This window comes from Alloalcanivorax venustensis (genome assembly GCF_047495515.1).
GTDB classification, from domain to species: Bacteria; Pseudomonadota; Gammaproteobacteria; order Pseudomonadales; family Alcanivoracaceae; genus Alloalcanivorax; species Alloalcanivorax venustensis.
Genome location: NZ_CP179934.1, coordinates 2,025,712 through 2,039,918 on the forward strand (window position 1 = coordinate 2,025,712; position 14,207 = coordinate 2,039,918).

Annotated in this window: 13 protein-coding genes; 6 read left to right on the forward strand and 7 right to left on the reverse strand. The window is 67.4% G+C overall.

All coding sequences use genetic code 11. The annotated features are described in order from the left end of the window. Positions 1-545 precede the first annotated feature (545 nt). The 4 genes from ACMG4O_RS09525 (at position 546) to ACMG4O_RS09540 (ending at position 3,578) form a co-directional block, all read left to right on the forward strand. Positions 546-1,910, forward strand: coding sequence for a hypothetical protein (locus ACMG4O_RS09525; protein ID WP_414433694.1), 1,365 nt, complete (start codon positions 546-548; stop codon positions 1,908-1,910). 109 nt (positions 1,911-2,019) lie between these two features. After that, positions 2,020-2,607, forward strand: coding sequence for a hypothetical protein (locus ACMG4O_RS09530; RefSeq protein WP_414433695.1), 588 nt, complete (start codon positions 2,020-2,022; stop codon positions 2,605-2,607). Between the two features lie 42 nt (positions 2,608-2,649). Further along, positions 2,650-3,174, forward strand: a complete 525-nt coding sequence (locus ACMG4O_RS09535; RefSeq protein ID WP_414433696.1) for a DUF192 domain-containing protein — start codon at positions 2,650-2,652, stop codon at positions 3,172-3,174. Positions 3,175-3,260: 86 nt separating this feature from the next. Further along, complete coding sequence (locus tag ACMG4O_RS09540) at positions 3,261-3,578, forward strand: hypothetical protein (protein ID WP_142949397.1); 318 nt, start codon at positions 3,261-3,263, stop codon at positions 3,576-3,578. 10 nt (positions 3,579-3,588) lie between these two features. Here ACMG4O_RS09540 and ACMG4O_RS09545 read toward each other — a convergent pair whose 3' ends face one another. Continuing rightward, the gene (locus tag ACMG4O_RS09545; protein WP_414433697.1) at positions 3,589-4,296 is read right to left on the reverse strand and encodes a hypothetical protein; all 708 of its coding nucleotides are present in this window, start codon (positions 4,294-4,296) and stop codon (positions 3,589-3,591) included. Between the two features lie 150 nt (positions 4,297-4,446). Between ACMG4O_RS09545 and ACMG4O_RS09550 the strand changes: the two genes are divergently transcribed. Beyond that, complete coding sequence (locus tag ACMG4O_RS09550; RefSeq protein ID WP_414433698.1) at positions 4,447-6,072, forward strand: methyl-accepting chemotaxis protein; 1,626 nt, start codon at positions 4,447-4,449, stop codon at positions 6,070-6,072. A gap of 54 nt (positions 6,073-6,126) precedes the next feature. Here ACMG4O_RS09550 and ACMG4O_RS09555 read toward each other — a convergent pair whose 3' ends face one another. From ACMG4O_RS09555 to ACMG4O_RS09570, 4 genes are all read right to left on the reverse strand, one after another. Then, positions 6,127-6,465 carry a DUF3325 domain-containing protein gene (locus ACMG4O_RS09555; RefSeq protein ID WP_414433699.1) on the reverse strand — a complete coding sequence of 113 codons (339 nt, stop codon included), beginning with the start codon at positions 6,463-6,465 and terminating at the stop codon, positions 6,127-6,129. Further along, positions 6,462-8,054, reverse strand: a complete 1,593-nt coding sequence (locus ACMG4O_RS09560; protein WP_414433700.1) for a PepSY-associated TM helix domain-containing protein — start codon at positions 8,052-8,054, stop codon at positions 6,462-6,464. The genes ACMG4O_RS09555 and ACMG4O_RS09560 overlap by 4 nt, the downstream gene beginning before the upstream one ends. Continuing rightward, complete coding sequence (locus tag ACMG4O_RS09565) at positions 8,051-8,359, reverse strand: DUF3649 domain-containing protein (protein ID WP_414433701.1); 309 nt, start codon at positions 8,357-8,359, stop codon at positions 8,051-8,053. Before ACMG4O_RS09565 ends, ACMG4O_RS09560 begins: the two co-directional genes overlap by 4 nt. An 81-nt stretch (positions 8,360-8,440) precedes the next feature. Next, complete coding sequence (locus ACMG4O_RS09570; RefSeq protein WP_414433702.1) at positions 8,441-9,823, reverse strand: MATE family efflux transporter; 1,383 nt, start codon at positions 9,821-9,823, stop codon at positions 8,441-8,443. On the opposite strand from ACMG4O_RS09570, the gene ACMG4O_RS09575 reads away from it, so the two are divergent. Then, positions 9,812-10,372 carry an elongation factor P hydroxylase gene (locus tag ACMG4O_RS09575; RefSeq protein ID WP_370202983.1) on the forward strand — a complete coding sequence of 187 codons (561 nt, stop codon included), beginning with the start codon at positions 9,812-9,814 and terminating at the stop codon, positions 10,370-10,372. The genes ACMG4O_RS09570 and ACMG4O_RS09575 overlap by 12 nt on opposite strands. Here the strand turns inward: ACMG4O_RS09575 and betT are convergent, their stop codons facing one another. Both betT and ACMG4O_RS09585 read right to left on the reverse strand, forming a co-directional pair. Next, positions 10,373-12,409 (reverse strand): choline BCCT transporter BetT, encoded by a 2,037-nt coding sequence (gene betT, locus ACMG4O_RS09580; RefSeq protein WP_370202984.1) that lies wholly within the window; start codon positions 12,407-12,409, stop codon positions 10,373-10,375. Between the two features lie 257 nt (positions 12,410-12,666). Then, on the reverse strand, positions 12,667-14,007 hold the full coding sequence (locus ACMG4O_RS09585) for a DUF58 domain-containing protein (protein WP_414433703.1): 1,341 nt from the start codon (positions 14,005-14,007) through the stop codon (positions 12,667-12,669). Positions 14,008-14,207: the final 200 nt, after the last annotated feature.

Genomic DNA, 14,207 nt, shown 5'->3' on the forward strand with positions numbered 1-14,207 from the left:
TAAAAGTTCTGCGTCCCCGACGAGCGGTAGCGTATAGCCGACGAACGGTAGTATTTTCTGGTGCGGCCCAAAAACGTGACCGGGAAATTGTCCGTTCTTTAAAATCCGATTTTGTTTTTCTTGTAAGTTTTTGGCTATTTATTCTGTAAGTTTTTCGCTGGCCTTCCGGGTTTGTTACCTATGGTAGCATTTTAACCAATCTGTAGCGTTTCACTTGGTTTTTGGTGTCCTGGGTCAAGCCGTTCGTTCCTTGAATATCGAAATATTTTGCATTTCGCCGGCTTTTTTCTGTGTCCGCGTCGTTAGCCACGGGCTGCTATTAAGGTGTCGGACCCGTCTCGGCCGTTTTCGTGAAGGGTTGTTCGCACTTTGTGGCGTACAGGTGTGTGCAAAGCAGTGGCTGTGGCGTGCTTCGCTTTTTCTTGCCGGCCGGTCGGGGTAAGGTTGTTGACTCATTGATTCGACAATAAGAACTGATCATGCAGCCTCGCCCCGCCTCAACGTTGGCGCTGCTCCGGGATACCGGGCAGGGCCTTGAAGTCTTGATGCTCCAGCGCACCCTTAAGGCCGTGTTCATGCCCGGCTTTTATGTGTTCCCCGGCGGCGCCGTCGACGACGGCGATCGCGACCTGGCCCGCAGTGGTCACCTTTATGGCCACGATGACGATTCCGCCAGCGCCTTGCTCGGCCTGCCGGAGGGCGGCGGGCTGGGTTATCTGGTCGCCGCCGTGCGTGAGTGCTTCGAGGAGTCCGGCATGCTGCTGGCCCGCGACAGCGCCGGCCAGTGGCTGGACGGCGGCCATCCGGTGATGGACGGCCGCTGGGCGGTGGGCAGTGGTGAGGCGGATCTGGGGGATCTGTGCCGCTCCCACGGGTTGGCGTTGTCGCTGGACGGCATCGCCTATCTGGATCACTGGGTGACGCCGCCGGGGCCGCCGCGCCGGTTCGATACCCGCTTCTTCGCCGCCGTGGCGCCGCCGGACCAGGTGCCCGCCCACGACGGCGATGAAACCATCGACCATATCTGGATCCGTCCGCAGGACGCGTTGGAGGACCGCCGCCAGGGCCGTCGCGAGTTCGCCACGCCGACGGTGAGCGTGCTGCGCAAGCTGTCGGAGTTCGCCTCCGCGGACGAGGTGCTGGCCTACGCCCGCGACCGCCGGCCGCAAGCCTTCCCGACGCAGCCGTGGCCGGCGCGCAAGGGCGACGAGGTGGTGTATATCGAGCCGGGCCGCCCGGCCTACGATGAGGTGTGCAAGCTCGACCCGGATGCCAAAGGCAACGCCCAGGCGCGCCTGGAGGCGGGCCTGTGGGTGGCGCTCAGCAACCACGTATCGCGCCTGACCTTGAACGCCGGTTCGGACGACGGCGGCCCGGGCTTTAACAGCTACCTGGTGCGCGCCGGTGAGCAGGCCCTGGTGGTGGACCCGGTGATCGAGGGGCGGGATGACCTGCACGCGCTGCTGGAAGCCTGCGACGGCGTGCTGTCCACCATCGTGCTCACCCGGCCTCGCGAACAGGAAGCGGCGGCCCGCACCCTGCAGGGCGCCACCGGCGCCCGCATCCTCGGCGTGGCCGGCCCGGCGGACCTGCGCCTGGCGCACGGCGAGCCGCACCGCCTGGGCGGGCTTACCCTCAAGCTGCTGCACACCCCCGGCCAGGCGGACGACCGCCAATGCCTGCTGATCCAGGAGGAGGGCATGCTGTTCTCCGGCACTGCGGTGCTGGAGCGCTCCATCGCCAAGGGCTACCTGCCCGCCGCCGACGTCGATGCCTACGTGGCCGGCCTGGCCCGGCTGCTGGAGGAAGACCTGCACTGGATTGCCCCCGGCCGCGGCTTCCTGATGGGCCAGCCGCAGAAGGTCCTGGACCACCTGATGACCCAGTGCCTCAGCAAGGTTCAGCGCTGATTTCATGACACGGAAAAATGGGGACGGACCCGGTGCAAGTCGGGTCCTTTTCAACTAGAGTTTTGAATCAGCATAACAACGAACACCATGACGATTCTGGGGGCCGGCAATGGATGCCGATTTTTCCACGCAGGCTTTGCAGTACCAAACCACCGCGTTGCGCAACACCCGGCTGGCGCAGGACGCTTCGCTGGTGCCGTGGGCGGGTAACGCGGAGAGCCTGAAGGCCACCGCCGTGGCGCAGCTGCATCGCATCGCCGGCTTCAGCCCTGGCGGTGGATTCAGCGCGGGCGGCTGGGAATATCAATTTCTCTATAACACCTTGTACACGCTGGAAGCGCCCCAGCACGACGGCCAGGACCTGTATCAATTGGTTCTGACCTGGGACGCCACCCTGGTGGTGCGCTACCGTGCCGCCGAGGCGCAATCCCAGGAGAGCCTGCTGGAGGCCGCCTTCGGCGTCGGCGCCCGGGCCTTCCGCTCCCGCTGGCGGAGCACCGCGAACGTCCTGTTTGACCAGGCCGGCTACGGCGCCGCCGTCGGTGGCCAGGCCCTGGAAGACGCGCTCATCATGAAACCGCCTCGGAGCAAACCCGTGTACCAGCAGGACGAACCCCTGCACCCCGGTGTCACGCCCGCCCAGGAGGTGCGCCGCCCCAACGGGCCGGAGACCGGCCCCGTCGACCGCCCCCATTAGCCCGGTACGATAGCGTCGAAGGATTGGAAAGGACTCTGAAACATGGCAATAACCAAAACGCTGCTTCATCTGGCCCTCGCCGCCTCGATCTGGCTTGCGGTTGCGGCGGCGCAGGGCGCGCCGGTGACGTTTTCTTCCAAGGAACTCTGCGTGGAGGGTGTGGCGGCGCCGCTTGAAGTGGAAGTGGCGGAAACCCAAGCCCAGCGCAACCGGGGCCTGATGCAGCGCGACAGCCTGGCCGAGGACGCCGGCATGCTGTTTCTGTTCGACGGCCCGATGGCGAAGGGCGTCGGGTTTTATATGTACCGCACGCTGATTCCCCTGGACGTGGCGTTCGCCGACCCGGACGGCCGTATCGTGTCGATCATGACGATGACGCCGTGCCCCCATGAGGACCCGCGCCGCTGCAAGATCTACCGGCCGGGGAGGGCGTTCGTGTCCGCGCTGGAGGTGAACGCCGGCTTCTTTGAGCGCCACGGCGTGAAAAAAGGGGACAGACTTTTTGATCCGCAGGAAGGACGCTGCGATCTCGCACCCGACGACGAGCCGATCGCTGACAAGGATTAGCGTTTCCGGCTTATTCCCTTCGCGTTTTACCCCGGCACACTGAAGCCGTACCGACCCAAGGAAGCGGAACGGAGAGCGAGATCGATATGTCGGAGGAGCGCACCCCCTACGCGCCGGGCACCGGCTCGGCGGCGGATGCCTGGGTGGACCGCCTGCTGGAACGGGGGCGCGGCCCGGAGCTGGCGCCGATGCCCTTGAACACCCCGCTGGACGGCACCCACGTGACCGCGGCGGTGCGGCTCACCGGCCGCGACCGCTTTCACCTCGCCCGCGTTCTCGGCGTGGACCTGCCCACCCTGGAACACTGGGAGCGCGGCCTGGGCGCGCCGGACGGCGCCGCCCACGCCTTGCTGCTTATCGCCCTGCGCTTCCCCGAGGTGATCCGCGCGTTCTCCACGGATTGACCGGCCGGGGTTACTGCCGGGCGTTGAGCATGGCGATGGCGGCCAGCGCCTCCGGGTCGTGTTCCTTGAGCCGGTTGGCGATGCCGTGCTGGAAGAAGTAGCGGAAATCCGGCTCCTTCTGCGCGGGCACCAGGCAGTGGTCGCCGGGCAGCACCGGGGTCTGGGTGACCGCTGCCTCGTCGGCGACCATGGCCCGGGCGGTGCCGTCGCCGTACAGGCGCCAGCTCACCACTTCCATCAGGCTCAGGGTTTCGAACTCGTCCTCGGAAAACACCGCGTGGGTGCCGATGGTGTCGGGGATCTCCTGCACCAGGCCCCGGGCGGGATTGTCGAAGGTCGGTTTGCCGAAGAAGGACACCGCGGCGTCCAGCTCCTGGACCTTGTGCGGTGGCGCTTCGCAGAACAGGTGGTCGCTCTCCGGCAGCCGGTAGCCTTCCCAGCGCCCGTTGAGCGGGTCCGCCAGCTCATGGGCACTGGCCAGCTTTCTCAGCCACGGCACCATCGCCAGGGTGTCGCCGTTTTCCAGGCGTGCCCAGGCCAGGATTTTGACCGAGAAAAGAGTGTCGGGATGCTGGTCGTTGGCATAGAGCAGTTCCATGCCGTCGTATTCAGGGGAGAGCCTGAGAATCGGCGGCGAAGCGGCTCGCCGTCGTGGGGTGAATGGCAACACGTTGTTGGGACGCTTCGTGTCGCCGATGGGGTCACGCCGGTTTGCCATAAACACCTCCGCGCAGCCTATGTTTTCACACTAGACGGTGGCGGCGGGGCGCGCAAGCGCTGTTTTGCGGGAATTAAAGCGGCGATCGGATCAGCCGATGAACCGGCCAGGCGCCACGCGCATACGAAACTTACAAGCCGGAAAGCCGTCATGTCCCGTTCCTCCCGTTTTAGTATTCGCTCCAACCTGCAGAACAAGATGCTGCTTCTGGCCCTGGGCCCGGTGTTCCTGATTACCTTGATTCTGGAGGTGTTGGCCACCCTGGAAAGCCGCCGGGAAACCCGCGAAAGCCTGGCCGAGCAACGGTCCGCGCTGATCGAATCGCGCCAGCAGGGCATCAAGAATCTGGTCGACGCCGCCAAGGCGTCGGTGAGCCACCTGGCCGACGCGCCGCCGGAACAGCAGGCCGAAGCCCAGGCCCGTGCCCGGGAGATCCTCGGCAACGTCACCTTCGGCGGCGGCAACTATCTGTTCGTGTATGACTTCCAGGGCAACGTGGCGGCCTCGCGCACCGACAGCGTCGGCGGCAACAGTTGGGACCTGCAGGACGAAGACGGCCAGTATGTGATTCGCGATCTGATCGCCGCGGCCCGCGACGGCGGCGGTTATTACCAGTACCGCTGGACCAACCCGGCCACCGAGACGGTGGAAGCAAAGTACTCCTACGCCACCGCCATTCCGCAGTGGGATTGGATGATCGGCGCCGGGGTGTACGCCACCGAGGTGGACAAGAGCATGGCGCTGGCGGAAGCGGAGGCGATGGCGTCGCTGAAGCGATCGATGATCACCACCGTGCTCACCGGCCTGGGGCTGATGGCGCTGGTGGGCGCCGGCGCCGCCTGGATGGTGCGCCGCACCGTGCGGCCGATCCGCGATACCGCCACGGCCATGGAAGACATCGCCCGCGGCAAGGGCGATCTGACGCGCCGGTTGGCGGTGACCACCGACGACGAAGTCGGCGAGCTGGCCAATCAGTTCAACGGCTTCGTGGCGCGCATGCAGGAGACCCTGCTGGAGGTGCGCGGCAGCACCCGCCACGTGAACCGCGCCGCCGATGAGATCGCGCTGAGCAGCGAGGAGTTGGCCACGCGCACCGAGCAGGCCGCCGCCAACCTGCAGGAGACGTCCGCCTCCATGGAGGAGATCACCGCCACCGTCAATCACAGCGCCGAATCCGCCGGTCAGGCCAACAAGCTGGTGGCGGGCACCGGGAAGGTGGCCGGCGACGGCCTGGCGGTGATGGGCCAGGTGGAAACCACCATGGGCGAGATCAGTGACTCCGCCACCCGTGTGAACGAGATCGTGACCCTGATCGACGGCATCGCCTTCCAGACCAACATTCTCGCCCTCAACGCCTCGGTGGAGGCGGCCCGCGCCGGCGAGCACGGGCGCGGTTTCGCGGTGGTGGCCGAAGAAGTGCGCAACCTGGCCGGCCGCGCCGGCGAAGCCGCGCGCGAGATCCGCGCCTTGATCGACACCTCGGTGTCGCGCACCCGGGAAGGTTCGGAACTGGTCCGCCAGGCCGGCGAGACCATGCGCGGTATCGTCGACAGCGTCGCCCGGGTCACCGAGGTGATCGAGGAGATCAGCAGCGGCGCCGCCGAGCAGAGCAGCGGCATCGGCCAGGTGAACACCGCCGTGGCGGAGATGGATTCCGTCACCCAGCAAAACGCCGCCATGGTCCATCAGACCTCCGGCAACGCCGCCGAGATGCGCGGCCACGCCGGCCGCCTCAGCACCCTGATCGATTCCTTCGTGCTCGGCGACGCAACCTGATCATGCTCCATTTAGAGAGTGGGCCTTGTGGGAGCGGGCCCCGCCCGCGAACCCCTATATCACTGCCGTGGCGATCAACGCCAGCACCGGCAGAGCCGGCGCCAGCCGCACCATCAAACGCGGCCTGTACGGCAGCAAAAACACCAGCGGCAAGCCCGCCAGGGTGACCAGGCCCAGCGCCATCGCCAGCGCCAGGCCGGTGGGCCACAGCCGCAGGCAGCTGGCCACCATCAACGCCATCAGCACCCAGCCGGCGACACGAAAAGCACGCAGCCGTGCCGCCGGGGGTTTCGCGCCGACAGCCGCTTCATGGTGGCGTTTCATCGCCAGCGCCAGGGCGGTCAGGCCGGCGTAGGCCAGGCTCAGCGGCAACGTCACGGCAATGACCGTCATGCGCCATCCTCCGCCGTGCGTCGTTGTGGGAGCGGGCCGCGCCCGCGAACGGGTTGCTTCCGCACCACCCGCCACAGCGCGTAGCCGCCGGTCGCCGCCATCAGCAAACACACCACATCGAACCCGGCCAGCGCGCCGGTTCGCCAGGCGGTGGCGCTGAACAGGTGGCTGTCGGTGGTGGCCACATTCAATAGCGGCAACGCCGCCCACAGCACGGTGATTGCCGCCAGCTGCTCGATCCAGCCGCGCCGGTCCGGGCGCAGCAGGGCGTGGCCCAGGGCCAGCAGCCAGGTCAGGAAGAACACGCGGATCTCCCAGCTCTCCCGGGCGGCCAGCTCCACCGGCAGCAGCCGGTTGGCGGCGAAGTAGGCGGCCAGCGCGCCCAGCAGGCCGGTGAGCGAGGCGATGTTGAGCCCGTTCACCAGCCGCAGCGCGGCGCCCGGCGCCTTGCCGCGCAGCTGCTGGGTGCGCTTGGACACCCACAGCAGCATGCCGGTGGCGACCATGGCGGTGCCGCCCACGCCGAACAGGAAGAACAGCCAGCGCACCGTGGGGTCGGCGAAGCGCGCCAGGTGCAGGTTGACCAGCAGGTTGTAGACCCGGAAGGCGCCGGGCACCGCCTCGTCGCCCGGTCGCGTTTCCAGCAACTCGCCGGTGCCGCCGTTGAACACCAGGGTGGGGTTGCCGCCCCGGCGCTGGTCGGTGATGTGGGGATCTTTCGCCGTGGATACGCGGATCACCGCGTTGTCCCGGTTGGGCCAGTCCACGCTGATGCGGCGCACCGGCTGGTCGAAGGTGGCCCGGGTGCGCGCCACCAGCGGCGCGATGTCCACCATCGGCGCCGCCGCGCCGCCCTCGGCGGCGGCCTCCTCGCGCGGAAACACGTCCTGGAAGAAGCCGCGCCAGCCGTCTTCGTAGGCCGCGTTCATGCCCCAGGGCATCAGCATCACCATGAAAATCAGCAGACCCGAATAGGTGATCATGAAATGAAACGGCAGCGCCAGCACCGCCGTGGCGTTGTGGCTGTCCAGCCAGGAGCGCTGGCCCTTGCCGGGCCGGAAGGTGAAGAAATCCTTGAAGATTTTCTTGTGGGTGATCACGCCGCTGACGATCGCCACCAGCATGAACATGGTGGCCACGCACACCAGCCAGCGTGCCCAGATACGCGGCACCCCGTACAGCTCAAAGTGAAAGCGGTAAAGAAAGTCGCCGCCCCGGCTGGCGCGCGGCGTCAGCAGCTCGCCGGTGCCGGCGTCCATCACCGCCTGCTCGCCGCGTCGGCGTCCGCCGCCCTCGGCCTGAGGGGTATCCGGCTGCCAGCGCAGCTGCGCCACCGGCGAACGGGCCTCGGGCAGCTGAATGTCCCAGCTTTTCGCGTCCGGGGCCTTGGCGTTGAGCGCCGCCCAAGCCAGTGCCGGGGTGTCCGGCGACGGCTGCGAGTGGTGCAGTTCCGGTGCCATCCACAGGGAGATTTCCTCGCGGAAATAGGCACTGGTGCCGGTCACGAACATGGCCAGCAGCAGCCAGCCCAGTAACAGGCCACTCCAGGTGTGCAGCCAGGCCATGGATTGCCGCAGACCCGCCTTCACAGCAGGTTCTCCGCGCCGCCCAACCAGGCGAGGGCGGCCAGCATCAGCGCTGGAATCACGATGCCCGCCCAGGCGCGGGCGGCGCTGCGGGTGGCGAACGCCCACAGCACCGCCACCGTGTAGATCAGAAAAGAGAGCAGGTTGGCGGTGATCACCGCCGTGGCCGGCGCCGCCGGCAGCCACAGGGCGAGGGCGGTGGTGGCGCAGGCGGCCAGGGCGTAGCCGCCGAACACGGCGGCCAGCGTGCGCGACGCCACGCCGAGTCCGGGGGAGGCGGCGAACCGCTGCAAAGAATGTTTGGACATGCAATCCCCAGCGCCGAAGGGTCGGCACCCGTCACGGACGAATAAAGCAAATAAGAATTGTTATTATCCGCATTTAGAGGTTCAATGCAATGCGTCAACCGTAAGGTTTGTAGCCGGCGCCGCCAGCGGTTGTCGCAGCCGCCAGCGCAGGCGGATGCCGAGCAGCACGGCGGCGGCGGTGAGGCCCGACACCAGACCGATCCAGAAGCCCGCCGGGCCCATGGCCGGCACCCACAGATCGGTAAGCCCGAGCACATAACCCACCGGCAGACCCACGCCCCAGTAGGCCACCAGCGTCATCAGCATCGGCCAGGCGGTGTCTTCGAAGCCGCGCAGGCAACCGTTGGCGCACACCTGCAGGGCATCGGACACCTGGTAAATGCCGGCGAACAGCAGCAGGTGGGCGGCCAGGGCGATCACCTCCGGGTTGTCGGTGTAGATGTGCGGAATCCACGGTCGGCTGACGATCAGCGCCAGGCCGGCGAACAGACCGATGCCGCCGGTCATCGCCAGCGAGCAGCGCACCGCGCGGCTCAGCCCGGCGCTGTCGTGGCGGCCGCGCGCATGCCCCACGCGCACCGTTGCAGCGAGGGCGAAACTGAGCGGGATCATGAAAATCAGCGAGGTGAAGTTGAGCGCGATCTGATGGCCGGCGACGATCTCCGGCCCCAGCCGGCTGATCAACAGCGCGATCACCGCGAAGATGCTCACTTCGAAGAAAATCGACAGCCCCACCGGCAGCCCCAGCCGCAGCATGTAGCCCAGGCTGGCCAGCTCCAGATGGCGCTCGCGCAGCGTTAGCCGCGCCGGGCGGTAGACCGGATGACGGCGGATATAAGCGCCCATCATCAGCGCCATGCTCCACATCACCAGGCTGGTGGCCCAGCCGCAGCCGACCCCGCCCATGGCGGGGAAACCCAGCTTGCCGTAGATCAGCACATAGTTGGCGGGAATGTTGATGGCCAGGCCGATAACGCTGATCCACAGCACCGGCCGGGTGTGGTTCATCGCCTCGGTGTAGCTGCGCAATGCCAGCAGCACGGCGGCGCCGGGCATGCCCCAGCTGAGCGCGTCCAGATAACCGGCCACCAGCGGGCGGATCGCCGGGTCCACGTCCATCAGGCCCAGCAGCGGCCCCATGGAGCGCAGTATCACCGCGCTGAACAGGCCCAGCCCCAGCGCCAGCCACAGCCCCTGCTGGGCCACCGGGTTGACGCGATGGTAAGCTTCGCCGCCGAGGTGGCGGGAGAGAATCGGCGTGGCGCTCATCAGCACGCCGGTCATGAACAGGAACAGCGGCACCCAGATGCTGGCGCCCACCGCCACCGCGGCGAGATCCTCGGCGCCCACCCGGCCCGCCATCATGGTGTCCACGAAGCCGTTGGCGGTCTGCGCCAGCTGGCCGCCGAGGATCGGCAGGGCAAGACGCAACTGAGCAAGGTATTCGAGACGATGAGCGGACATGGCGCACTACAGCCTGATCACGGGGCGGCTACCATACCGCAATCCCGTGGCGTGGTGCACCGCGCCACCGACCTGGAAACGCTGTTTCGGGACACTTTTTTCGAGCGCCACCACACCGTGTTGGAAGGCGGCTTCGAAGAGCCGGTGTATTTGGCAGGCACACCGGTGGCGGGTGAGCCCGCCCGTATCCGCTACACCCGCGATTATTTCCGCAGCGCCCTCCATGAAGTGGCGCACTGGTGCGTGGCCGGCCCCCGCCGCCGGCGCCTGGACGACTACGGCTACTGGTACGCGCCGGACGGCCGCGACGCCGCCGCCCAGGCGGAATTCCTGCGCGTGGAAGTGCGGCCCCAGGCGCTGGAAGCGCTGTTCTGCGCCGCCTGCAATCATCCGTTCCGCGTCTCCCTGGACAACCTGGACGGCGACCCCGGCGACGAAGCCCGCTTCGCCGCCGACGTCCAGGCCCTCGCCGAGCGCCTGCACCGCGACGGCCCGCCGCCCCGCGCCCGCCTCTGGCTCGACGCCCTGACCCGCTTCTACAAAGTCTGATCAGCGCAGCATGTGCAGGAAATGCATGTGCTTCTCGTACTGGTCGAGCACGTCACTGATCACCTGCTCGCGGGTGAAGCCCATCAGGTCGTAGTCCTGGCCGCCTTCGCTGAGGAACACGTCGGCGCGGAAGTACTGGTCGCTGTCGGCGTGACGTTTCGAGTGCTCCAGCTGGCGCATGGTGATCGACGGGCGCGCGTAGCCGCGTATGCGTACGCCGTAGAGAAAGTCGGTTTCCTCCGCGTGACCGACGATCAGGGTGGCGCGGTCGTCGGCTTCTTTCACTTCCACTTCCAGGCCGTGGCCACGCAGTTCGTCGGCCACGGCGTTAAGGGCCGGTGTGGCGACGTCGCGCAGGAACGCCTCGACCCGGGCGCGGCCCGGGAAGCTGACCATGCCCCGCAGGCGCGACTTCCAGCCGCCGGTGGGCGCGGTGTGGCCCACGTGGATGGCCGCCGGCGCGGTGCCCAGATTGGACTGGAAGCTGGTGCGCCGGATGCCTTCCACCCTCAAGGATCGGACCAGCCCGAAGCAGGCGATCAGCAGCACCGCCGAGAACGGCAGCGCCGAGGCGATGGTGGCGGACTGCAGCGCCTGCAGGCCGCCGGCCAGCATCAGCGCGATCGCCACCAGACCCTCGGAGCCGGCCCAGAAAATCCGCTGCCACACCGGGGTGTCGTCGTGGCCGCCGGAGGCCAGCATGTCCACCACCATGGAACCGGAGTCCGAGGAGGTGACGAAGAACACCACCACCATCAGGGTGGCGACGCCGGAAATAAAGCCCGACCAGGGGAACTGCTCCAGGAAGCGGAACAACGCCACCGCGTTGTCGTCCTTCACGTATTCCGCCAGTTGCGCGTAGGAGCCGTCCAGAATCATGCGGATCGCGGAATCGCCGAACACGGTCATCCAGAACAGGGTGAAGCCGGCGGGCACCAGCATCACGCCCAGGGCGAATTCACGGATGGTGCGGCCGCGGGAAACACGGGCGATGAACATGCCCACGAACGGCGACCAGGAAATCCACCAGCCCCAATAGAACAGGGTCCAGCCGCCCATCCAGTCCTGCGGGCCGTCCTCCACCTTGGGCTGATAGGTGTAGAGGTTGAAGGTCATGCTGACCAGCTCGGAAAGGTAATCGCCCAGGTTCTGCACATAGGCTTTCAGCAGGAACACGGTGGGGCCCAGGATCAGCACGAACGCCAGCAGCAGGAAGGCGAGCCCCAGGTTCAGTTCGGACAGGCGGCGGATGCCGGCGTCCAGGCCGGTGACCACGGAGATGGTGGCCAGGCCGGTGATGGCGACGATCAGCCCCACCTGCACCCATTCGTTCTTGGGCAGTCCGAACAGATAGTTCAGGCCGGCGTTGACCTGCTCGACGCCGAAGCCCAGCGAGGTGGCCACGCCGAACACCGTGCCCACCACCGCGAAGATGTCCACCGCGTGGCCCAGCGGGCCGTAGATTTTCTTGCCGATCAGCGGGTAGAGCGCTGAGCGCAGCGTCAGCGGCAGGCCGTGCCGGAAACTGAAGTAGGCGAGAATCAGGCCGACAATGGCGTAGATGCTCCAGGCGTGCAGCCCCCAGTGGAAGAAGGTGGCGCGCATCGCCTCCTTGGCGGCGGCGATGGTGCCCGGGTCCGCCATCGGCGGCGCGGTGAAGTGGGTCACCGGCTCGGCGACGCCGAAGAACATCAGGCCGATGCCCATGCCCGCGGAGAACAGCATCGCGAACCAGGACCCGTAGCTGTAGTCCGGCTCCGAGTGATCCTTGCCCAACTTGATGTCCCCGAAGCGGCTCACCGCCAGAAAGGTCACCAGGGTGATGATGATCGCCACGGTGAGCACGTAGAACCAGCCGGCGTCGCTGATCACCCGCGCTTTGACGTTGTCGAACACGGTTTCCGCGGTTTCCGGCACGATCACCGAAAACAGCACCATGGCGGCGATGATCGCCACCGAAGTGAAGAACACCGGCGGGTTGATCAGCACCTTGGGTTTTTGTTCTGGGGCGGGGCTTTGCTGGGGATCATCACTCATCGGGTTCTCCTGATCCTTGGAAGAAACTCAATATCAAGACGCTAACACAGCGGCGGTGAAAACGACGCGAGCTTGTGGAAGCCAGCCTTGTGGGAGCTTGCTAGCAAGCGAAAGGCAAGCTTTGCTTGCCGGCAGGATGCCAGAGGCCTCTCTAAAGGCTATACAAACAACCTCTCTGGGATCCTGCCGGCCGGCTTTGCCGGCCTTTCGCGGGCAGGGCCCGCTCCCACAAGGCCCGCTCCCACAAAGGCCCGCTCCTACAAGCGGCCGGCCTGCTTGAGTTGTTGGTAGGCCTGGCCGAGGCGCTCGGCGAGGGTGTCCGGGGTGGCCGCCACCAGCTGCGCGCCGGCGTGGCGAAGGCGCGCGTGCAGGGCGCGGCGCAGGTGTTGTTCGTGGGCGTCGGCGGTGACGCGCAGGGCGTCGTCCACGCCGGTCACGCGGGCGTGGCGCAGGGCGGCCTGCTCGGGCAGCTCCATGTCGGCGACCATCACCAGGTGGCGGCGGCTGAGCATACGCACGGCGGCGAGCAGGTCGTCGCTGTCCTCCGCCTGCACCCGGCTGATGATCACCACCAGGGCGCGCCGCCGCCAGCGGCCGTGGAAGTGCCGCGCCGCCTGGCTGAAGTCGCTGGCGCGGTCGGCGGGGTGCACGTCGTAGAAGCCTTTCAGCAGACTCTGGATGCCGTTGGGCCCGTGCACCGGATCCAGCCAGCGCGGCGTTTCCGCCGAGAACAGCATGGCGCCGGCCCGGTCGCCCTGGCGCAGCGCCGACCAGGCCAGCAGCAGGGCGGCGTTAAGGCCATGGTCGAAGGCGGTCAGGTCGCCGATCGGCAGCGCCATGCGACGGCCGCCGTCGAGCAGCACCCAGACGCTCTGGTTCTGCTCGTCCTGATAGTGGCGGGTGATCAGCCGCTGGCGGCGGGCGCTGGCCTTCCAGTCGATGCGGCGCGGGCTGTCGCCGGCCTGATAGTCGCGCAGCTCGTGGAATTCCAGGCCCTCGCCCCGGCGCGGCTGCACCCGGGCCCCGAAGCGGCCACGGCTTTTGTCCACCGCCAGGGCGGCGCGGGCGATCGGCGAAAAATCCGGATAGACCGGCACCCGCCGCTCGGCGGCGATGCGCCGGCGCTGCTGCCAGAGGCCGCGCGGCGACGGCAGCCACAGCTCGATATCGCCGAACCGCACGGTGCCGCGCCGGGTGGGCCGGTAGCGGTAGGTCACTTCGGTGCGGTCGTGATCGACGGCGGGCACCAGGGTGCGCGGCAGGCCGGTGAGCGGATCGTCCGGCGGGTGGTGATCGGCCACCAGCCACGGCTCACCGGCGACGGCGCCACGACTGTCGAGCAGCAGGGTGACGGTGTGCGCGATGCCCACCGCCAGCGCCGCCGGCAGCCGCCGCTCCGCCGCCGGCGTCGGCCGCGCGCGCAACCGGCGCAGATCGTCCAGCGCCCAGGCGGCGCCGACCAGGCCTAACGCGGCCCAAGCCAGTAGAGCCGGCGCTGCCAGTTCCGGCAGCCCGACGCGAGCCACCAGTGGCAAGACGGCCAGCGCCGCCCACACCAGCAAGACCTGGATCAGGCGCTGTCCGGGCCTTATCCGCATGCGGCCTCCACGGCGGTCTGGCGACCGCGATGCAGGATGCAGGATTCAGGATACAGGGGCGAGGCCTGGTTTTTTGTGGGAGCGGGCCATGCCCGCGAAAGGGAGCGAAGCTCCCGGCAGGATCCCAGAGACCCTGTCGGCAATCCGCTGTCCTGGCTCTCTGGAATCCTGCCGGCCGGCTTTGCCGGCCTTTCGCTTGC